Origin of the sequence: Nocardia sp. NBC_01388 (assembly GCF_045040085.1) — a bacterium.
Taxonomy (GTDB): Bacteria; Actinomycetota; Actinomycetes; order Mycobacteriales; family Mycobacteriaceae; genus Nocardia.
In genome coordinates this window covers 5,367,670-5,387,010 of record NZ_CP109553.1, presented here as the reverse complement: position 1 = coordinate 5,387,010, position 19,341 = coordinate 5,367,670, and the positions used below count along the sequence as shown (strand labels likewise).

Annotated in this window: 20 protein-coding genes; 11 read left to right on the top strand and 9 right to left on the bottom strand. The window is 66.7% G+C overall.

Annotated features, from left to right (window positions below; genetic code table 11):
* The first annotated feature begins 62 nt into the window (after positions 1–62).
* Positions 63–938 carry an alpha/beta fold hydrolase gene (locus OG716_RS26410; RefSeq protein ID WP_405133384.1) on the top strand — a complete coding sequence of 292 codons (876 nt, stop codon included), beginning with the start codon at positions 63–65 and terminating at the stop codon, positions 936–938.
* Positions 939–978: 40 nt separating this feature from the next.
* Here OG716_RS26410 and OG716_RS26405 read toward each other — a convergent pair whose 3' ends face one another.
* Together OG716_RS26405 and OG716_RS26400 are read right to left on the bottom strand one after the other, a co-directional pair.
* Positions 979–1,812 (bottom strand): SAM-dependent methyltransferase, encoded by an 834-nt coding sequence (locus tag OG716_RS26405; protein WP_405133383.1) that lies wholly within the window; start codon positions 1,810–1,812, stop codon positions 979–981.
* A gap of 23 nt (positions 1,813–1,835) precedes the next feature.
* A complete protein-coding gene (locus OG716_RS26400; RefSeq protein WP_355124702.1) occupies positions 1,836–2,690 on the bottom strand; it encodes an alpha/beta hydrolase in 855 nt (284 codons plus the stop codon).
* Between the two features lie 68 nt (positions 2,691–2,758).
* On the opposite strand from OG716_RS26400, the gene OG716_RS26395 reads away from it, so the two are divergent.
* The 4 genes from OG716_RS26395 to OG716_RS26380 all read left to right on the top strand — a co-directional run bounded on the left by OG716_RS26395 (position 2,759) and on the right by OG716_RS26380 (position 6,331).
* The gene (locus tag OG716_RS26395; protein WP_355124704.1) at positions 2,759–3,565 is read left to right on the top strand and encodes an exodeoxyribonuclease III; all 807 of its coding nucleotides are present in this window, start codon (positions 2,759–2,761) and stop codon (positions 3,563–3,565) included.
* Positions 3,562–4,059 (top strand): ribonuclease domain-containing protein, encoded by a 498-nt coding sequence (locus tag OG716_RS26390; RefSeq protein ID WP_355124706.1) that lies wholly within the window; start codon positions 3,562–3,564, stop codon positions 4,057–4,059. The genes OG716_RS26395 and OG716_RS26390 overlap by 4 nt, the downstream gene beginning before the upstream one ends.
* Complete coding sequence (locus tag OG716_RS26385) at positions 4,059–4,565, top strand: barstar family protein (protein ID WP_405133382.1); 507 nt, start codon at positions 4,059–4,061, stop codon at positions 4,563–4,565. The genes OG716_RS26390 and OG716_RS26385 overlap by 1 nt, the downstream gene beginning before the upstream one ends.
* A gap of 155 nt (positions 4,566–4,720) precedes the next feature.
* The gene (locus OG716_RS26380) at positions 4,721–6,331 is read left to right on the top strand and encodes a phospholipase C (protein WP_405133381.1); all 1,611 of its coding nucleotides are present in this window, start codon (positions 4,721–4,723) and stop codon (positions 6,329–6,331) included.
* A gap of 69 nt (positions 6,332–6,400) precedes the next feature.
* Here OG716_RS26380 and OG716_RS26375 read toward each other — a convergent pair whose 3' ends face one another.
* Positions 6,401–7,039 carry a TetR/AcrR family transcriptional regulator gene (locus OG716_RS26375; RefSeq protein ID WP_355124712.1) on the bottom strand — a complete coding sequence of 213 codons (639 nt, stop codon included), beginning with the start codon at positions 7,037–7,039 and terminating at the stop codon, positions 6,401–6,403.
* Between the two features lie 117 nt (positions 7,040–7,156).
* Between OG716_RS26375 and OG716_RS26370 the strand changes: the two genes are divergently transcribed.
* From OG716_RS26370 to yhjD, 3 genes are all read left to right on the top strand, one after another.
* The gene (locus tag OG716_RS26370) at positions 7,157–8,092 is read left to right on the top strand and encodes an oxygenase MpaB family protein (protein ID WP_405133380.1); all 936 of its coding nucleotides are present in this window, start codon (positions 7,157–7,159) and stop codon (positions 8,090–8,092) included.
* Between the two features lie 21 nt (positions 8,093–8,113).
* The gene (trpS, locus tag OG716_RS26365; protein WP_405133379.1) at positions 8,114–9,139 is read left to right on the top strand and encodes a tryptophan--tRNA ligase; all 1,026 of its coding nucleotides are present in this window, start codon (positions 8,114–8,116) and stop codon (positions 9,137–9,139) included.
* Positions 9,140–9,269: 130 nt separating this feature from the next.
* On the top strand, positions 9,270–10,283 hold the full coding sequence (yhjD, locus tag OG716_RS26360; RefSeq protein WP_405133378.1) for an inner membrane protein YhjD: 1,014 nt from the start codon (positions 9,270–9,272) through the stop codon (positions 10,281–10,283).
* Positions 10,284–10,290: 7 nt separating this feature from the next.
* Here yhjD and OG716_RS26355 read toward each other — a convergent pair whose 3' ends face one another.
* Positions 10,291–11,628, bottom strand: a complete 1,338-nt coding sequence (locus tag OG716_RS26355) for a D-alanyl-D-alanine carboxypeptidase family protein (protein WP_405133377.1) — start codon at positions 11,626–11,628, stop codon at positions 10,291–10,293.
* Between the two features lie 99 nt (positions 11,629–11,727).
* Positions 11,728–12,393, bottom strand: coding sequence for an ester cyclase (locus OG716_RS26350; RefSeq protein WP_355124721.1), 666 nt, complete (start codon positions 12,391–12,393; stop codon positions 11,728–11,730).
* 210 nt (positions 12,394–12,603) lie between these two features.
* On the opposite strand from OG716_RS26350, the gene OG716_RS26345 reads away from it, so the two are divergent.
* Positions 12,604–14,118: an MFS transporter gene (locus OG716_RS26345; protein ID WP_355124723.1), complete on the top strand. Its 1,515-nt coding sequence runs from the start codon at positions 12,604–12,606 to the stop codon at positions 14,116–14,118.
* Positions 14,108–14,737: a TetR family transcriptional regulator gene (locus tag OG716_RS26340; protein WP_405133376.1), complete on the top strand. Its 630-nt coding sequence runs from the start codon at positions 14,108–14,110 to the stop codon at positions 14,735–14,737. The genes OG716_RS26345 and OG716_RS26340 overlap by 11 nt, the downstream gene beginning before the upstream one ends.
* Here OG716_RS26340 and OG716_RS26335 read toward each other — a convergent pair.
* Together OG716_RS26335 and OG716_RS26330 are read right to left on the bottom strand one after the other, a co-directional pair.
* On the bottom strand, positions 14,734–15,621 hold the full coding sequence (locus OG716_RS26335) for a phenylalanine 4-monooxygenase (protein ID WP_405133375.1): 888 nt from the start codon (positions 15,619–15,621) through the stop codon (positions 14,734–14,736). The two genes, OG716_RS26340 and OG716_RS26335, sit on opposite strands and share 4 nt — an antisense overlap.
* A 273-nt stretch (positions 15,622–15,894) precedes the next feature.
* A complete protein-coding gene (locus OG716_RS26330; RefSeq protein WP_405133374.1) occupies positions 15,895–16,200 on the bottom strand; it encodes a hypothetical protein in 306 nt (101 codons plus the stop codon).
* Positions 16,201–16,334: 134 nt separating this feature from the next.
* On the opposite strand from OG716_RS26330, the gene OG716_RS26325 reads away from it, so the two are divergent.
* A complete protein-coding gene (locus OG716_RS26325; protein WP_405133373.1) occupies positions 16,335–16,661 on the top strand; it encodes a hypothetical protein in 327 nt (108 codons plus the stop codon).
* Between the two features lie 145 nt (positions 16,662–16,806).
* On the opposite strand, the gene OG716_RS26320 is transcribed toward OG716_RS26325, so the two are convergent.
* Both OG716_RS26320 and sdhA read right to left on the bottom strand, forming a co-directional pair.
* Complete coding sequence (locus tag OG716_RS26320) at positions 16,807–17,580, bottom strand: succinate dehydrogenase iron-sulfur subunit (RefSeq protein ID WP_327143886.1); 774 nt, start codon at positions 17,578–17,580, stop codon at positions 16,807–16,809.
* The gene (gene sdhA, locus OG716_RS26315; protein ID WP_355124735.1) at positions 17,580–19,337 is read right to left on the bottom strand and encodes a succinate dehydrogenase flavoprotein subunit; all 1,758 of its coding nucleotides are present in this window, start codon (positions 19,335–19,337) and stop codon (positions 17,580–17,582) included. The genes OG716_RS26320 and sdhA overlap by 1 nt, the downstream gene beginning before the upstream one ends.
* Positions 19,338–19,341 lie beyond the last annotated feature (4 nt).

Here is a 19,341-nt window from a genome sequence, read left to right as displayed (position 1 = left end):
TGCTCGCCGTGGCTCCGGACGGCCGGAATATGTTGTCATACAACTACATGGGGAGTCAGGCCATGATGCCCTCCGATCACAGCGTGGTGACGGAATCGACCCGGGTCTATGCCGGAGTGCGGACCAGGGAGCTGTCCGTCGACGGCGCGGGGCCGACAGTCCTACTGCTGCACGGCTATTGCGACAGCGCCGACACCTGGCGGGGAGTGCTGACGCGGCTGGCGGCGGCCGGACGGCGCGCGATCGCCGTGGATCTACCCGGCTTCGGCCTGGCCGATTCGCGGAGTACCGGACCGCTCACCCCGCAGTTCGACGCCTTCGCCGAGGCGCTCGTCGACGCGCAGGGTCCCGTTGTCCTGGTGGGTAATTCGCTCGGCGCGGCGACCGCACTGCATGCGGCCTCGCGTGACCGCACCGGCCGGATCCGCGCCCTGGTCACCCTGGACGAGCCGCTGCTGGCACACCATCTGGTGGCAAGGCTGGTGCGCCGCAGCGAGTTCCGGCGGTTCTTCGACGTCGCCGGTGCGCTGCCGGTGCCCGATCGGATGGTGCGGCGAGCGGTCGCCCTCGGGGTGTCCCGATTCGTGTACGGCCGCGGCCACCGCGCCGATCCCGCATTCATCGCGACGGCCCTGCGGTCGGTCCCGAATATGGCGGCCGCCGCCGCGCGAGGGCGCGATGCCGTTCGCTATGCGCGCGAACATGTTTCCGGGCACGGTAACCTCACCGTCTCGTGCCCGGTGCTCGTGGTGCATGGCGGAAAGGACCGCATCATCCCGGTGGCGGCGGGCCGGGATCTGCACGCCCAGCTTCCAGGCAGCGCCTTCGTGGTGCTGCCGACCGCCGGACACTGCCCGCAACTCGACGAGCCCGACAATGTGACTCAGTTGCTGCTCGGGGTTCTCGAGCGTGCGGGCAATCATGAGCAGGCGGGATAAGTCCGGTGTGCCAGTAGTTTTCGCGCCCGCCGAGTAGCTGCTACGGCTTGCGTGCCATGGCGCAGGCGATCAGCTGTTCCCACACCGACAGTTCCTGGGCGGGTCCGCCGATGCGCCGTACCCCTGCTGCCTCGGAGGAAGTCTCGTCGGGGGCGGGATGCCACAGCGCACACGGCACCAGCCGGGGCTCGAGTACTTCGAGATCGCCGAAGAGATCCAGGATTTCGTCCTCGCTGCGCCAGCGGCCACGCCCGAAGGTGGTCTGCAGTTTCTGCTCCGCGGCCTGCGTCTCCTCATTGTGCCCGGACCGGAAATGCGAGATGTAGACCAGACTTCCGGGCTGTATGCGCTCGGACCAGTAGCGCACCACCTCGCCCGGCTTCTCGTCGTCATTGAGGTGGTGCAGGGTCGCGCTGAAGATGATGCCCACCGGCTGGTCGAAGTCGAGGAGCCGGACGACCTCCGGATCGTTCCGAATGTCTTCCGCGTCACGCAGATCCGCCTGGATCACCGTGGTGGTCTCGTGATCGGCCAGCAGTGCCCGCCCGTGCGCCAGCACGATCGGATCATTGTCGACGTACACCACCCGGGCGTCGGGAATCAGCTGCTGCGCGATCTGGTGCACATTGTCGGCAGTCGGCAGGCCGCTGCCCATGTCCAGAAACTGCTTGATGCCGAGCCGCGTCATCTCGCCCACCGCACGCACCAGCGCCTGACGATTGGCGAAGGCGATCGCCACCGAACCGGGCAGGTCGTTCTTGAAGTAGTCGCCGACCTCCCGATCGACGGCATAGTTGTCCTTCCCGCCGAGCAGATAGTCGTAGACCCGCGCGATGCTCGGTTTGGATTGGTCCACCGGCGTGTGGTCGGTCATCTGTGGACATTCCCCCCAATGCTTCAGACAGCGCGCAGACGGGTGCGGCTGGCGTAGACGTGCTCCGCGATGAGCGTGGCGATGCGGTCGGGCGCCTCCAGCATGGGGACGTGACCCACATCGTGTACCAGAATACGGTCTGCGGAATCCGGGAGCTCCTGAAGGAAGCGCTTGGCATACGCGCGGTAGGGAATCACCCGGTCGTTTTCGCACATGAGCAGGCGCACAGGTGTTTTCAGATCCGACAGATCCTCCAGATCGGGGGCGCGCAGCACGCCGGCGATGAGCGGCAGCATGGCCCGGCAGTGCAGCGACGAGGTGATGGCGGCCTCGATGGCGCGGCGCGGGGCGGCCGCGGTGTTCTTGCTCAGGATCATGGCCACCGCCTGCCGCACCGGCGCGCTGAAGGCCAGCAGATCGGGCAGATATTTGCCGACCTCCACCAGCGGCACCAGCGACAGGAACTTCAATCCCACCCGAACCTGCAGGGCGGAAGGGGTTTGCCAGCCGCCTGCCGGGGCGATCGCGGTGAGCGTGCGGGCCCGGCCGCGCCGCGCCAGCTCGAAGCCCACCCAGCCGCCGAGCGAATTTCCCGCGATATGACAGGTACGCCAGCCCAATTCGTCCAACTGGTCTTCGACCCGGTCGGCAAGGGCACTGACATCCAGGTACCAGCCGTCGAGTTCGGGGCCGCCCCAGTGCCCGGTGAAGGCGGGAGCGAACACCTCGCAATGGGACGACATCCGTTGCGCCACCTGCTCCCAGCAGTGTGGCGACATCATGAACCCGTGCAACAGGAGCAGGGGATCACCGGAGCCGGTGTGAAGGGCACGCACGGGCGCGAGCGGGACGGTGGGCTTGTCGGTGCCTGACGTCATCGTCATCACCCCTTCCCGGACCTCGATGTCCGTGGAGAGTAGGTATAGCGGCATTGTACGGTCGTGGGGTGCCCAAAATCCTCAGCACGGTAAACGTCAATGGAGTGCGCGCCGCGGCCCCCAAGGGACTGCTCGCCTGGCTAGCGGTCACCGAGGCCGACATCATCTGCCTGCAGGAGACGCGGGCGACCGATGAGCAAACGCGTAGCGCACTGGCGCCCGCGCTCGAAGCCGGATGGTTCCTGACCCACGCCGAACCCGGCATCAAGGGCCGCGCCGGGGTGGCGATCCTGTCCCGCCGAGCACCCGATGCCGTGCGCGTCGGAGTCGGTCTCGACCAGGACGGAACCTGGTGTGCCGTCGAAGAATTCGCCGAGCTGGGGCGCTATGTGGAAGCCGACTTCGACGAGCTCACCGTGGCCAGTGTGTACGTGCACACCGGTGAGGCGGACACCCCGATGCAGGACGAGAAGTACCGCTTCCTCGATGCCATCGGCGCGCGCATGACCAGCATCGGCCGCGACTTCGTCATCAGCGGCGACTGGAATGTCGCGCACACCGAACTCGACATCAAGAACTGGAAGGGCAACGTCAAGAACTCCGGCTTCCTGCCGCAGGAGCGCGCCTGGGTGTCGTCCATGCTGGCCGCCGGATACGTGGACGTGGTGCGCCTGCTGCACCCGGACGTGCCCGGCCCCTACAGCTGGCACTCCTACCGCGGCCGCGCCTTCGACAATGATGCCGGCTGGCGCATCGACTACCAGCTGGCCTCCGGCGATATCGCCACCCGGGCCAAGCAGGCCGTGGTGGAGAAGGCCGCCACCTACGCCGAACGCTGGTCCGACCACGCTCCGGTCACGGTGCAGTACCGGTGAAGATCTCCTCGCGGGCGCGCGCCTGGCTGCTGCTGGGCGGCGCGCTGATCATGGTGCTGGTCGCGGTGCTCGTCTCGCGCGGCGGCGATCACGCCGCCACGACGAGCGGCGCCAAGGTGACCACCACGGTCTCCGGAAAGACCACGACCGCAGCCAAACCCGGGCCGCGCGCCACCGCGCCCGGCGCCGTGGATGAGCCGACGCACGCGGCCGGTGTGCCCGATCGCGCCTACCAGACGCTGATCGAGATCGACGCGGGCCGCTGGCCCGGCTCCGCCAATTCCCCCGGGACACATGGCGGGGACACCTGGATGAACCGGGGCGGCAGTCTGCCCGCACAGGATTCGAGCGGTAAGAAGATCTCCTATCAGGAGTGGGACGTCAATCCGAAGAAGCCGGGCCAGGGCCGCGACGCCCAGCGCATCATCACCGGCAGCGACGGTTCCGCCTATTACACCGGTGACCACTACAACACCTTTGTGAGGATGCGCTGATGTCCGAGCTGACGCTCTCGCAGTTCCTCTCCGCCCCAGGGAAATCCGTTGCTTCCGGTACCCCTGGTGACTCGGGCCGAGCGGCGCAACCCGCCACCCTCGGCGTGCTTCCGGTCGGGGCGGCCGAATTCTCCGGTGTGCGTGCGCAAATGCCCGAGGACTATTTGTCGCGGGAGCTGCGGGGGCGCAAGATGCGCACGGTGGCAGAGGTTTTCGACGAGTTCGCGGCGGCGTTTCAGTTTCCGTACTACTTCGGGCAGAACAAGGATGCCTTCGACGAATGTCTGCGGGATCTGGACGAATTCATCGGCCCGGCCCGGGGGTACGTGGTGGTGGTGCGTAATGCCGCGCTGCTGCTCACCGAGCAGCCCGGGGAACGGCACTGGTTCGCCGCGGCGATGACCGACAGTGCGGGGCACTGGGCCGAGCGGGAGGTGGCATTCCGGGTGGTGCTGCAGGACGCCGCACCCGCCGGTATCGAGGCGGCGGCGCTGCGGCTGGGATAGCCGATCGGCAGGGGCGGGACAGCCGGACAGCCGAGCCGGATTCATCGGACTTTCCCGCTCCGTTCACCTTCCCGCGTATCTGCGTGTGGCAGGCGCTGCAATGGTCACGCTATTGCGATCGCGGCCTGACGCGATCGAATGATCCGGGAGGTCCCATGCAAGCCCCGTCTCGCCGTCGCCTGGGCAGGCGAAGTCGCACCGCTGCCGCGTTCACCGCGCTGGTAGCGCTGAGCGCGACCGCGTGCTCCGGTTCCCCGGGGCAGTCGGCAGCCGATACCGCGACGCCGATCAAGCACGTCGTGGTGATCTTCCAGGAGAACGTCTCCTTCGATCACTACTTCGGCACCTACCCGAAGGCCGCGAACACCGACGGCACCCCGTTCACCGCGCTGCCGAATACGCCCTCGGTGGACGGGTTCACCCCCGACCTGCTGACCAAGAACCCCAACAAGTTCCAGCCGCAGCGACTCGGCGGCCCGAACCAGCAGGTCACCTGCGATCAGGACCACGAGTACAAGGACGAGCAGTCCGCCTTCGACGACGGCAAGATGGACAAGTTCGTCGAGCACACCGAAATGGCCACCTGCAAGCCGCCGACCTTCGGCGCGCCGGGCATGGTGATGGACTACTACGACGGCAATTCCGTGACGGCGCTGTGGAATTACGCGCAGCACTACGCCATGAGCGACAACTCCTACGGCACCACCTTCGGGCCGTCGGCGATCGGCGCGCTGAACCTGGTGTCCGGCCAGACCCACGGCGTGACAAAGGAATTCATGCCCGGCGGCAAGCCGTTCCCGGCCATCGACGTGCTGGAGCAGGCGGGCAACGGCCAGGGCACCATCACCGACGACGCGCAGCCCTTCGGCGACGACTGCTCCAGTCGCGACCAGGTGCAGATGACCGGCACCAATATCGGTGACCTGCTGAACAAGAAGAACATCAGCTGGGGCTTCTTCGAGGGCGGCTTCAAGCCCACCGCGACCACCGGCGGTAAGGCCGTCTGCGGCGCGAACCACACGGTCGGCCCGATGCTCGGCGGCACCGGCAAGACCGGTGACCGGGCGTTCGACACCAAGGACGACTACATCCCGCACCACGAGCCGTTCCAGTACTACCCCTCGACCGCGAACCCGCACCACCTGCCGCCCACCTCGGTGGACAAGATCGGCCAGACCGATCAGGCCAACCACCAGTACGACCTGTCCGACTTCTGGTCGGCCGCGGACGCCGGGCACCTGCCCGCCGTCAGCTACCTGAAGGCCGCCGGCTACCAGGACGGCCACGCCGCCTACTCCGATCCGCTGGACGAGCAGCAGTTCCTGGTCGAGTCCATCAACCACCTGCAGAAGCTGCCGGACTGGAAGGACACCGCGGTCGTCATCGCCTACGACGACTCCGACGGCTGGTACGACCACAAGTCCGCTCCCGCGGGCCTGTCCTCCAGCTCGCCGTACGACGCCCTGAACGGCCCGAGCACCTGCGGCGACGTGAACGGTAAGCACGCCACGTACCAGGGTCGCTGCGGTTACGGCCCACGCCTGCCGCTGCTGGTGATCTCGCCCTACGCCAAGTCCAATTTCGTCGACCACTCGGTCACCGACCAGAGCTCGATCCTGCGATTCATCGAGGACAACTGGAAGACCGGTCGCATCGGCGACGACTCCTACGACGACCGCGCCGGCGTCCTCGACCCGATGTTCGACTTCAACTCTCCCGCCCAGCCCGCCCTGGTCCTCGACCCGAAGACCGGTGCCAGGAACTAGCCGAATCCTGTTGAGCGCCCGGCCTTTTGATCCGAAGAGGCCGGGCGTTTTCGGTGTTCTACGGGTTGGTCAGGGCCGCAATCGGGTGGCCATGTCTTCACCGAGAAGCACGAAGATGTCGGTGGTGTGGTCAATGAGGTCGTCCCGGGTCATGGGGAGATCGCCTTGGAGCCACGCGGTGAGGGTTTGGACGAGGCCGCCGACCAGATATGTTGCGCGGAAGCTGATTACGGGGTCGGGTTCGGCGTCGGTCAGGCCGTAGAAGTCGATGCCTTCTGCGGCAACGATATTGGCGAAGGCGCGGATGGTGTGCACGGTGCGGGTGCGCAGTTCGGGGGTCGCGGAGCTGACGGCGAGGGCTACGCGGGCCTTGCGGGGGTCGTCGGTGAGCACGTGGATGCCCGCGGCTATCGCGGCGTGCGCTTTGCCCCGAGTGCTGTCGGGCGCGGTGTGCAGAGCGTGCAGCAGGGCGGCGGCCAACTCCTCGGCGATGGTGTCGAACAACGCGGACAGCACGGCGTCGCGGCTGTCGAAGTTCTCGTAGTAGTAGCGCTCGTTGAGGCCCGCGCCGGAGCAGAGCGCGGCGACGGTCAGTTTGTCCACGCCCTGGGCGCCGAGGATATCGAGGGCCGCGTCGAGCAGGGCGGTGCGGCGTTGTGTGCGGCGTTCGGCCGCCGAGATACCGCCGTAGGTCCGTTGCCCGGTCACGGGTCGATTCTGGCACGGCGACGATTCTGGTAGTAGGTCTTGCCAGAAATGACTATCTGGGGGACCCTGTTTCCAGATGCGGTGTGCCGCGTCACACCCTTGCTTCAGGAGGCAACGATGCCTGCACAGACCGGTTACTTCTCCGACGATTCGATGATCCGGCGCGTCATGCGCAAGCGGGCGGTGGGACTCACCTACGGGCAGCGCGCCCTGGTGATCGGGGCCGTGCACCCGCTGCTCTATGTCGGGACCGCCGAGAACACCCAGCATCGGACCACGCCGTATACGCGACTCGCGCTCACCGGCAAGCTCTTCGAAGCGGTCTCCCTGGGCACCCGCGAAGAAGCCGATCGGGCACGCTCTTTCACCCGCAAACGCCACAGCACGGTGGAGGGCGCGCTGCCCGAGCATGCGGGACAGCACAATCCGGCGGGCACCCGCTACTCCGCGCACGATCCGCACCTCATGTTCATGACCATGGCCTTCACCCTCGATTCCGCCGAGGTCATGCACGATCTGCTGGTCCGCAAGCTCACCCCGGGCGAGCGCGAAGGTCTCTTCCAGGACTACTGCCGCTGGGGCGAACTGTTCGGCATGCCGCGCGAGGCCGCGCCGGCCACCTATGCGCAGTTCCGCCGCGACTACGACGGCTACCTGGCCTCCGACGAGGTGTTCCTCACCGACGAGGCCAAAATCGTCGGCGCATACCTCATGGGCCAGCGCGTCGCCTATCCGATGCCGATGCCGATTCAGCAGGCGCTGGGCGGCTTCTCACTTCTGGTCCAGGGCAGCCTCCCGCCGCGCATTCGCGAAATGTACGGCGTGAGCTGGGGAATGCGTGAGGAGATCGCCTGCCGCGGCCTGGCCCGGGCGGTCCGCACCGCGCACATTTCCCCGCCGCTCGCCCCCAAGCTGCTGCGCGGCTCGCTGACCGGCCCGAGCTATCCGCTCTACCGCCTCGCGACACGCCGCGAGCAGCGCCTGATCAGCGCCGGTCGGCCCAGCATGCCGGGGGTCGATCCGCGCAACTGGGTGGCCAGACATTCGGCCTGAGCCGCATGCGAAGATCAGGGCATGTCGAGTCCTGAGCCCTCCGCCGAACGCAAGCAGCGGGTCCTGTCCGGTATCCAGCCGACCAGCGATTCGTTCCACTTCGGGAACTACCTTGGCGCCGTGCAGTATTGGGTGCGGCTGCAGGACGAATTCGACGCCTTCTACTTCATCCCGGACCTGCACGCCATCACCGTGCCGCAGGATCCCAAGGAACTACGCAAGCGCACCAAGGTCTCCGCGGCGCAGCTGCTGGCGCTGGGCGTCGACCCCGAGAAGTCGACGCTGTTCGTGCAGAGCCAGGTGCCCGAGCACGCCGAACTGACCTGGGTGCTGAACTGTCTCACCGGCTTCGGCGAGGCCAGCCGCATGACCCAGTTCAAGGACAAGTCGGTCAAGCAGGGTGCGGAGAACGCGACCGTCGGCCTGTTCACCTATCCGGTGCTCATGGCCGCCGACATCCTGCTCTACCGCCCGCAGCTGGTGCCGGTCGGCGAGGATCAGCGCCAGCACCTGGAGCTGACCCGAAATCTGGCGCAGCGCTTCAACACTCGGTACAAGAAGACCTTCGTGGTGCCGGAGGCGCATATCGTCACCGGCACCGCCAAGATCTACGACCTGCAGGATCCCACCTCCAAGATGAGCAAATCGGCCTCCTCGGACGCCGGTCTGCTCAATCTGCTCGACGATCCCAAGGTCTCGGCCAAGAAGATCCGCTCCGCGGTCACCGATACCGGGCGCGAGATCCGTTACGACCCGGAGACCAAGGCGGGCGTGAGCAATCTGCTGGTCATTCTGAGCTCGCTCACCGACACCCCGATCGTCACGCTGGAACAGGACTTCGAGGGCAAGGGCTACGGCGATCTCAAATCCGCCGCCGCCGACGCCCTGGTCGAATTCGTCACCCCGCTGCGCGCGAAGGTCGACGAGTACATGTCCGACCAGACCGAACTCGACCGCATCCTGCGCTCCGGCGCGGATCAGGCCCGCGAGGTCGCGAGCAAGACCCTGGCCCAGGTGTACGACCGCGTCGGGTTCCTCGCCCGCTGACAGCCCGCGAACCCGGCTGTGGCGAAGGTCGCGATTCGGCCGACGCGCACCGAATTTACGGTGCGCGCATCGATCCGGATGCGAGAGTAGAGGTCTGATCAGGGCGTACCGAGCGTTGCGGAGGTAAGCGGTGTTCGGCAAGGTCAAGGCTCGGATCGAGCGGGAGATCGAGAAGCGGCACTGGCTCGATCATGTGGTGCGCGCCGCGGGACGGTATCAGCGCCAGCGCGGCGACTACTACGCCGCGGGCATTACGTATTTCACTGTGCTGTCACTGTTTCCGCTGCTGATGGTGGGATTCGCGGTCGCCGGATTCGTGCTGTCCCGAAATCCGCACCTGCTCACCGAGATTCAGAACAAGATTGTCGAGAACATTCCGGGCTCGGCCGGGCAGCAGCTCAATGACCTGATCAAAGAGGCGGTCCGCTCGCGCGCCGGGGTCGGCGTCATCGGTCTGGCCACCGGCGCCTACGCGGGGCTCGGCTGGATCGCGAACCTGCGCGCGGCGCTCACCGAACAGTGGGAACAGCCGAGCAAACCCGGAAACTGGGCGCGGACCAAGCTCTCGGACCTGGGGGCGATGATCGGATTGTTCCTGGCCATCGGGATATCCGTCGGCCTGTCGGTACTCGCCTCCAGCGGCCTCATCTCGGCGCTGCTGCGGCGCTGGCACATTCACGAATCCACCGCCATCACACTGCTGCTCACGCTGCTGTCGCTGCTGCTGGCCGTGCTCGCGAACTGGGCCGTCTTCGTCTGGATCATCGCCCGCATGCCCCGGCATCCGGTGACGCTGCGCAGTGCGGCCCGGGCGGCGCTGATCGCGGCGGTGATCTTCGAGGCCTTCAAACAGCTCGCCTCGATCATTCTGAAATCGGTCGTGAACGGCCCGGCCGGGGTGGCGTTCGGGCCGATCCTCGGACTGATGGTCTTCAGCTACTTCACCGCCCGCATCATTCTCTTCGCCACCGCCTGGGCGGCCACGGCCACCGAAAACGATGTGCCGGCGGATATTCCACCGCCCGCCCCGGCCGTCATCGAACCCCGTGGTGTGGGTCCGGGACTTCCGGCCGGAGCGGGTGCGGCGCTGTTCGGTGCGGGAGCGGTTGCCGGAGCACTGCTTTCGGCGCGCCGCCGGCGCTGAACCGCGGTCAGCGCCGGCGGCGGCTCATCCGGCGCGCGCCCGCCAGCAGTACCAGCACCAGAATCACGCCACCCACGATGAGCGTGGTGCGCAGATTGTTGTTGCTCGAACCGGAATCGCCGGAATCCGCGGCGGGTTCCGCCACCGGCGGACGTGCCACCACCACAGTCGAATCCGGCGCCTTCGCGCCCGCGTCGGGCAGGCTGCCGACATTCGATCCGGCGGGCAGCGCGAACGCGTAGTCGAGCAGCTTGGCCGCCTGCTCGTACGGCCGGAACGGCAGCACATCGGCCTTCATCAGCGTGACCTCGAGCCGATGGCCGTTGCGCTGCGCGCCCGCGACGAAGGTCTGCCGCGCATCGTCGGTGTACCCCGTCTTACCGCCCAGCGCGCCGTCGTATTCGTAGAGCAGGTGGTTGTCGTTCGCGATCGGAAAACCCGGATGATCCTTGTCCTCAGGGTTTTTCGGATCCGCCGGGAACCCCGGGAAGTCGAACTGCTCGGTGTGGATGAGCTCGGCGAACAGCGGAATCGTCATGGCATCGCGGAAGATCGTCGCCAGATCGTAGGCGGAGGTGCTCATCCCCGGACCGTCCAGGCCGGACGGGGTCGCGGCGCGAGTATCCAGGGCGTGCAGGCGTTTCGCCATATCGTCCATCTTGCCCACGGTGGCCTCGTCCCCGCCGAGCTGAGCCGAGATGGCATGCGCCGCATCATTGCCCGACGCCATGATGAGCGCGTGGAACAGCTGTGCGTTGGTGTACTGCCCACCCGGCCCGATACCCACCCGGGTGCCGTCCGCATTGGCATCGTCCTGGGTGCCGATCACCGTCTTGTTCATATCCAGCACCCGCAGCGCCACATCCGCCAGCAGCACCTTGATGGTGGACGCGGGCCGATAGCGACCGTGCGGATCCTTGGCCGCGAGCACCTTCCCGGTATCGAGATCCGACACCACCCACCCCGTCGCGGAGATTCCCTCCGGCAATTGCGGTGCGCCCGAGGGCAGGATCACACCGCATCCGCCGAGCTGATCGCCGCCGACCGGCGGGCTCGGAATCGGCAACGGCTGCGGTGCGGAATCACCCGGCTCGGGCACCTCGGAGGCGTCGATCGGCGGCGGGGGAGCGGTCTTGTTCGGACAGCCGTCGGTATTCGGGGTGGTGAACGGCGTCGTGGTCGTACTGCTCGGCGGTGCTGCCGTCGCTGCGCCGGGTAGTGGCGCATACGCCACCCCGGCCACCGCGGTGAGTCCGGCCGCGAGGGCGGCGGCGGTGATCAGCGAGAGGCGATGCCGGCGGCCGGGGGGACTGGGGTCTTGGCGCGAAAGCCTGCGAATGCTCATCGCTCACGAGCTTAAAGGCGCAACCTGTGGGTGGCCGGGGAGGTCGAGGCGCGTCCCCGCAATGCGACTGCGGGGACGCTGAAAAGTACTGGCCGCCGGTTATTCCGCGGTCTTGGCGACCGGGCAGCCGTGGGCGAGCGGGCCGAGCAGCTTGTTGTTGTCGTAGAAGTGCTCCAGCTCGAGGATGCGCAGATCCTCGCTGACCTTGGCAATGGTGATGCCGGTCATCTCGATGAGCTCACCGGTCGGCTGGTGACCCTGGTACTCACCGGTGTAGCGACCCCAGTGCCGCCACTTGAAGGTGACGGTCGGCGGGCCGGCCAGCACCTCCAGCACCTCCCAGAAGAAGCCGCCGGGGAACGCGGTGTGGAAGATGTGGTGCGAGGACTCGAAGGTCTCGCCGCCCGGGTAGTAGGGGTTGTCGCCGATCAGGATGTTGTAGGAGCCGATCCGCGCGAACTCCTCGGAGTCCTGCCATTCGCCGCCGTTGACCCGGCCGCGGTAGTGCTCGGCCACCAGCGAGACCCAGGTGGCCGGATCCTTCTTGTGCGAGACCTCCATCTCGAAGACCTTCACCAGCTCTTCGACAATGAATTCCAGCGAATCCGGCGCATGGTCGGTGGTGCGCTCGACCGGCATGACGGTGTGGCTGAGGTGGTAGTCGGGGGCTTCCTCGCGCCAGTCTTCCGGTGCGGCAGCGGCGATTACGGCTTCACGTCCTTGCAGGTGCAAAGGCGTTACGGATTCTGTTGCTTGATCGGTCATTTGGTGCCTTACATCTCCAGAGCCATTGCGGGATCTGTTAATTCGTAACTGACCGGATGAAGTTAGCAGCGTTCCGGGTGGCTGTCGCGACGAGGGCTGGACACTAGTCCAGCTGTGTGCGGCGGATACATGACACAACAAGTTTTGACACCGTCTAGCAAATGAGAGACTCTGTCATTATCAAGTTTGAATCAACTGATTGGAACTGTCATGAATGAGCCAGGAGTGCGCCGCTGGCTGGCCCTGGGTGCCTTGGCACTCGCCATGCTGACCATCGGGCTCGACGTCACCGTGCTGACCGTCGCGCTGCCGACCCTCGCCGTCGACCTGCACGCCGACACCAGCGCGCTGCAGTGGTTCAGCAGCGCCTACACGCTCGCCCTCGCCGCGGTCATGCTCCCCGCGGGCGCCCTCGGTGACCGATACGGCCGGAAGAAGATCCTGCTCGGGGCCCTGCTGCTGTTCGGCGCGGCCTCCCTCGCCTGCGCCTTCGCGGTCTCCTCCGGGCAGCTCATCGCCGCCCGCGTGGTCCTCGGCGTCGCCGCCGCGGCCATGATGCCGCTGTCCATGTCGGTGCTGCCGGGCCTGTTCCCCGATCCCGCGGAACGGCAACGCGCACTGACCATCTGGATCACCTCCACCGCCATCGGCCTGCCACTGGGACCGATCGTGGGCGGCTGGCTGCTGCAGAACTTCTGGTGGGGCTCGGTATTCCTGCTGAACGTGCCGCTGGTCGTCATCGGCGCGACCGCGGTGGCGCTGCTGGTCCCGGAATCGCGCAGCGGCAGCGTCTTCCGCATCGACCTGCCGGGCATCGCGCTCTCCGCGACCGGAATGCTCGGCCTCACCTACGGTTTCATCCGGCTCGGGCAGGAAGGCTGGGGCAACGGCCTCGGCTGGGCGGTCGTCGCGGCCGGGGTGGCGCTGCTCGCCGGCTTCATCCTGTGGCAGCGGCGCGCCGAGCATCCGCTGGTGGATCTCGGACTCTTCACCGCACCCGGATTCCGCTGGGGCACCGTCTATATGGTCATTATCAACTTCGCCATGTTCGGCCTGTTCTTCACCATGCCGCAGTACTTCCAATCGGTGCTCGGCACCGACACCCTGGGCAGCGGACTGCGCCTGCTACCGCTCATCGGCGGACTGTTGGTGGGTACCCGGGTGGTGGACAAGCTGCTGCCCAGGGCCGGGATGCGGGTGGTGCTCACCGCCGGATTCGCCTTCCTCACCGCCGGACTCGGCATGGCCGCGCTCATCACCGTGGATCGGCCCTACGGCTTCGCGGCCGCGGCCCTGGTGCTGGTCGGCATCGGCATGGGCTTCGTCATGCCCGCCTCCATGGGCCTGGCCATGAGCGATCTCAGCCCCGACCGCGCGGGCTCCGGTTCGGCGCTGCTGCAGGCGCTGCGGCAGGCGGCCGGCACCATCGGCGTCGCGGTACTGGGCACCGTGCTGGCCACCCAATACCGTTCCAGCCTCGGCGATCTCGATCACGAACCGCTCTCCGACGGTGTCAATGCCGGGGTGGGTGCGGCCCGCGCACTCGGTGATCCGGCCGTGCTCGCGCACGTGCGATCCGCGTTCGTCGACGGTATGAGCGTCATGATGTGGGTCTGCGCGGGGGTGGCGCTGGCGGCCACCGCACTGGCCCTGCTGCTCACCCGGAATCGGCCGGCCGCGCCGGAGCTCGCGCCCGATGCTGCACAATCGGTTCATGTCGGCTGAGCCCAAGCACACCACGATCCCGGCCGGGGCCAAGAGCGCCCCGGCCGGGATCGGCCTGCGGGAACGCAAGAAGGAACGCACCCGGCGCACCATTCGCACCGAGGCGTTCCGGCTCTTCCGCGAGCACGGCTACAACGAGACCACCGTCGAGCAGATCGCCGAGGCGGCCGATATCTCGCCGAGCACCTTCTTCCGGTACTTCCCATCCAAGGAACAGGTGGTGCTCGCCGACGACGTGGACCCGATCATGATTCGGGCCATCGAACGGCAGCCGTTGGATATGCCGATCCTGGCCGCCCTCCGCCAGGCCGTCATCGACTCCTTCGACGAAATGGATCCGGAGCTGTTCGCCTTCGAACAGGAGCGCGTCGATATGGTCTATTCGATTCCCGAGCTGCGCGGTGCCATGGCCCGGGAATTCGAGCGCAATATCGTCCTCATGGCCGGTGTGATCGCGCCTCGGTTGGGCCGCAGCACCGACGATTTCGAGATCCGCGCGCTGGTCGGTGCGATGACCGGTGCCATGTTCGGGATTGTCGGTTCGTCCGGACGGGTGCCCTTCGACAGGGATCTGATCGTGCGGGTCATCGACTTCCTCGCCGCCGGAATGCCGCTCTAGACAGGCTGTTCCAGCAGTCCCGCGACGACCTCGTCGTCCACCGTGGCGAAGAAACCGCCGACCACATCCTCGATTTCGGCAATGGAGTCGGCGCAGTACAGCACCGGCTGATAGTGCGTGATGTCGTAGACGGCGGTGCCCATCTCCTGAATGTGCAACGGCCGCAACCGCGCATCGCGGAACTCCTCGATCTCGCCGAACGAGGAGAGCAAACCGGCTCCGTAGCAACGGACTTCGCCGTGCTCGCGCACCACGCCGAACTCCAGTGAGAACCAGAAGACATCGGCCAGGAACTTCAAGGCCCGCTCGGAGGTGAGCCGGGCCACGGCCGCACCCACCGTCTCGTACAGCGCGGCGAAGCGCGGACTCGCCAATTGATTGGCGTGGCCGAGGATTTCGTGGACGGTATCCGGCTCCGGTGTATACAGCGGGGCCGAATGATGGCGAATGTACTGGGTGGAGTGGAAGATCCGATCCGCGAAAGAGCCGAAGAACTCGCGCAGCGGTACCAGGCCGGCGGCGGGGGCGTAGCGGAAACCGGTGAGCGGTAACAGATGCGCCGTCACCTCGTCCAGCTGCGGAATGTGATCGGTGGGCAGTGCGAGCCGCCGCGCCGCCTCGATCACCTCGGTGCAGGCGTAGCGCTCACGCTTACGCGCCAATTCGGCGGAGACGATCCGCCAGACTTCCTGTTCCTCGGCGGTGTACTCGATCTGCGGCACCGGCGCGCCCGGCCGGTAGTCCAGGGCCAGCGCGGCGATCGCATTGCGGCGGATGCGGTACAGCGGATCGTGCACGCCGGGATGCTCATCGCTCAAATGCACCGTCACATCGCCGTCGGCCCCCTTGGTGACCGGCGAATACAGCTGCGCCTCGGTGAACATGCCTTGATGCAATCACCGCCGTGTGATTCAGACAACAAACACCCGCTCAGCTGAGCAGATTGCGTAGCTGAACAGGTGACATATGACGAGCGACGGCCCTTTTTGCCAGTCCCACTGCGCATTCGATGCAGTAGAGCGGGGCGTACTCGAGAGGTCCGGTGCTGCGCGGACTCGGCGCTGCGCGGGGCCGGGCGATAGCTACGGCGAAGGCCGCCCGCATTGCAGTGCGGGCGGCCTTCCGGGAGCGCTACCGGATTGCAGTCCGGGTCCCGATCAACGCGGGGCGTTGGCCGGATCGAGCAGTGTAGGAGTGCGGCCCTCGCGGTGCGCCTGGCGGGCGTCCTCGAGGAACTCGCGTGTGAACAGTGCCGACAGTACGGCGATACCGCCGCGGTGGATGCGGAATTCGCTACGGTCGGCGGCGCCGACGAGGCGGATGACCCGGCCTGCGGCGTCCTTCGGGCAGGCGAAATCCTTGACCCGGCCGCGACCGGTCCACTCCAGATCGGACTGGACGATGACCGCGTCCTCGGGGACCAGCAGTTTGACCATGGCGTGGTCGAGGCCGGCGTGCACCACGATCTCGTCGTCGCCCTCGATCAGCGGCGAGCGCAGGTCGATGACGACGCTGCCGTAACGGGCCTTGACCTCGAAGTGATTGGCGGCGGTCCAGTGACGCCGGCCGCGCCGCCTTCACCACCTGGCTGACCGAGATGATCGCGCAACCGCGCAATGAATTCCCCGAATTCCCCGCGGCGCTGTCGTTCCTGATGCTTCTCGGCCCGGACCAGGCAAAGGCGGAACTCGAGCGCCGCATTGTCGCGACGCGCGCCCGCATCGCCGAAATAGACTCCGACGCCGCGCAGTCCGCGCCACTCGGCCTACCCCGGATCGTCACCCTGGAAGACGAATACCAGCGCGCCGTCGCCGAAGCCGAGCTCCGCTGGCTCGAGGCCGTCGTCGCGGACCTCGCAGCGGGCACCCTGACCTGGTCGTGGGAATCGCTTGTCTCGCACGCGGATCAGTCGATCCGCAGCTGAATCATCCTGTAGCACAACAAAAAAGGCCGCCCGCATCGAAAGATGCGGGCGGCCTCGGCTTACGGGGTGAGCGCCGCTCCCGGGGTTTCAGGGGGGGTACCCCTGAGAGTCCCGAGAGTTGTTCTGCGCCTGCCGAGTGCTGCGTCTAGCGGGTGAAGAGCAGTGCGCGCTTCACTTCCTGGATCGCCTTGGTGACCTCGATGCCACGGGGGCACGCGTCGGTGCAGTTGAAGGTGGTGCGGCAGCGCCACACACCCTCGACATCGTTGAGGATGTCCAGGCGCTCGCGGGCGCCCTCGTCACGGCTGTCGAAGATGAAGCGGTGCGCGTTCACGATCGCGGCCGGGCCGAAGTAGCTGCCGTCGCTCCAGTACACGGGGCAGGAGGTGGTGCAGCAGGCGCACAGGATGCACTTGGTGGTGTCATCGAAGCGGGCCCGGTCGTGCTGGGACTGGATGCGCTCCATGGTCGGCTGGTTACCCGTGGTGATCAGGTACGGCTTCACCGCCTTGAAGGCGTCGAAGAACGGTTCCATATCGACCACGAGGTCCTTCTCCACGGGCAGGCCGCGGATCGGCTCGACGGTCATGGTGAGGTCCTTGCCGTTCTTCGGCAGCAGGTCCTTCATGAGCACCTTGCACGCCAGCCGGTTCACACCGTTGATGCGCATGGCGTCCGAACCGCAGACACCGTGGGCACACGAGCGCCGGAAGGTGAGCGTGCCGTCCAGGTAGGACTTGATGTAGAGCAGCACATTCAGGAACCGGTCGGTCGGGAGCACGGGGACCTTGAACTCGTCCCAGTGGTTGCCCAGGTCGTTCTCGGGATTGAAGCGCGCGATCTTGACCGTGATCAGGACCGAGCCGGGCGGCACCGGCGCAGGCTTCTGCGGGGCCGCCTTGTCGAGTGTCGCAGTCATCAGTACTTACGCTCCATCGGCTCGTAGCGGGTCTGCACCACCGGCTTGTAATCCAGGCGGATATCGGAGATCAACTCCGGACCCGTCTTGTAGGCCATGGTGTGGCGCATGTAGTTGGTGTCGTCGCGGTTCGGGTAGTCCTCGCGAGCGTGTCCTCCGCGCGATTCCTTGCGATTGAGCGCACCCACCACGGTGACCTCGGCCAGCTCCAGCAGGAAGCCCAGCTCGAGAGCCTCGAGCAGATCGCTGTTGTAGCGCTTGCCCTTGTCCTGCACGGTGATCCGGGTGTACCGGTCCTTGAACTCGTGGATGTCGTTGAGGACCTGCTTGAGGGTGTCCTCGGTGCGGAACACGCCAGCATTGGCATCCATGGTGGCCTGCAGCTCGCCGCGGATATCGGCCACGCGTTCGTTGCCGTGGTCGGACAGGATCAGCGCCAGCCAGTCCTGCACCATCTGCGCCGGGTTCTCCGGCAGCTCGGTGAACTCGCTGCGCTGGGCGTACTCGGCGGCGGCAATGCCGGCGCGGCGGCCGAACACATTGATGTCCAGCAGCGAGTTGGTGCCCAGGCGGTTGGAACCGTGCACCGAAACGCACGCGCACTCGCCGGCGGCGTACAGGCCGGGGACCACATCGGTGTTGTTGGCCAGCACCTCACCGCGAATGCGGGTCGGGATGCCGCCCATGACGTAGTGGCAGGTCGGCATGACCGGCACCAGCTCGGTCACCGGGTCCACGCCCAGGTAGGTGCGGGCGAACTCGGTGATGTCGGGGAGCTTCTCCTCGAGCACATCCGCGCCGAGGTGGGTCACGTCGATGTAGACGTAATCCTTGTTCGGACCGGCGCCGCGGCCCTCGGCCACCTCGAGCACCATCGAGCGGGCGACGATGTCACGCGGCGCGAGGTCCTTGATGGTGGGGGCGTAGCGCTCCATGAATCGTTCACCCGACGCATTGCGCAGAATGCCGCCCTCGCCGCGGACCGCCTCGGAGATGAGGATGCCCAGACCCGCGAGGCCGGTCGGATGGAACTGGTGGAACTCCATGTCCTCCAGCGGAAGTCCCTTGCGGAACACGATCGCCATGCCGTCACCGGTGAGGGTGTGCGCATTGGAGGTGGTCTTGTACATCCGGCCCGAGCCGCCGGTCGCGAAGATGATCGACTTCGCGTGGAAGATGTGCAGATCGCCGGTGGCCAGCTCGTAGGCGACCACACCGGTCGCGACGGTGCCGGTCATCACCAGGTCGAGCACGTAGAACTCGTTGTAGAACTCCACGTCGTGCTTGACGCAGTTCTGGTACAGCGTCTGCAGGATCATGTGGCCGGTGCGGTCGGCGGCGTAGCACGCGCGACGCACCGGAGCCTTGCCGTGGTCACGGGTGTGACCGCCGAAGCGCCGCTGATCGATCTTGCCCTCGGGCGTGCGGTTGAACGGCAGGCCCATCTTCTCCAGATCGAGCACCGCGTCGATGGCCTCCTTGGCCATGATCTCCGCGGCGTCCTGGTCGACCAGGTAGTCACCACCCTTGACGGTGTCGAAGGTGTGCCACTCCCAGTTGTCCTCTTCCACGTTCGCGAGCGCGGCGCACATGCCGCCCTGCGCCGCACCGGTGTGGCTGCGGGTCGGGTAGAGCTTGGTCAGGACAGCGGTGCGGACGCGGGGTCCGGACTCGATCGCCGCGCGCATGCCTGCGCCACCGGCGCCGACGATGACGACGTCGTACCGGTGCTCCTGAATCGGTCGGGATTCACTCATCGGA

Excerpts from the sequence above, each read along its gene's own strand:
- OG716_RS26320 (WP_327143886.1), bottom strand. The coding sequence starts at position 17,580 with ATGACTGCGACACTCGACAAGGCGGCCCCGCAGAAGCCTGCGCCGGTG.
- OG716_RS26400 (WP_355124702.1), bottom strand. The coding sequence starts at position 2,690 with ATGACGTCAGGCACCGACAAGCCCACCGTCCCGCTCGCGCCCGTGCGT.
- OG716_RS26410 (WP_405133384.1), top strand. The coding sequence starts at position 63 with ATGATGCCCTCCGATCACAGCGTGGTGACGGAATCGACCCGGGTCTAT.
- OG716_RS26335 (WP_405133375.1), bottom strand. The coding sequence starts at position 15,621 with ATGTTCACCGAGGCGCAGCTGTATTCGCCGGTCACCAAGGGGGCCGAC.
- OG716_RS26355 (WP_405133377.1), bottom strand. The coding sequence starts at position 11,628 with ATGAGCATTCGCAGGCTTTCGCGCCAAGACCCCAGTCCCCCCGGCCGC.
- trpS (WP_405133379.1), top strand. The coding sequence starts at position 8,114 with ATGTCGAGTCCTGAGCCCTCCGCCGAACGCAAGCAGCGGGTCCTGTCC.
- OG716_RS26340 (WP_405133376.1), top strand. The coding sequence starts at position 14,108 with ATGTCGGCTGAGCCCAAGCACACCACGATCCCGGCCGGGGCCAAGAGC.
- OG716_RS26380 (WP_405133381.1), top strand. The coding sequence starts at position 4,721 with ATGCAAGCCCCGTCTCGCCGTCGCCTGGGCAGGCGAAGTCGCACCGCT.
- OG716_RS26345 (WP_355124723.1), top strand. The coding sequence starts at position 12,604 with ATGAATGAGCCAGGAGTGCGCCGCTGGCTGGCCCTGGGTGCCTTGGCA.
- OG716_RS26370 (WP_405133380.1), top strand. The coding sequence starts at position 7,157 with ATGCCTGCACAGACCGGTTACTTCTCCGACGATTCGATGATCCGGCGC.
- OG716_RS26325 (WP_405133373.1), top strand. The coding sequence starts at position 16,335 with ATGATCGCGCAACCGCGCAATGAATTCCCCGAATTCCCCGCGGCGCTG.
- sdhA (WP_355124735.1), bottom strand. The coding sequence starts at position 19,337 with ATGAGTGAATCCCGACCGATTCAGGAGCACCGGTACGACGTCGTCATC.
- OG716_RS26405 (WP_405133383.1), bottom strand. The coding sequence starts at position 1,812 with ATGACCGACCACACGCCGGTGGACCAATCCAAACCGAGCATCGCGCGG.
- OG716_RS26350 (WP_355124721.1), bottom strand. The coding sequence starts at position 12,393 with ATGACCGATCAAGCAACAGAATCCGTAACGCCTTTGCACCTGCAAGGA.
- OG716_RS26385 (WP_405133382.1), top strand. The coding sequence starts at position 4,059 with ATGTCCGAGCTGACGCTCTCGCAGTTCCTCTCCGCCCCAGGGAAATCC.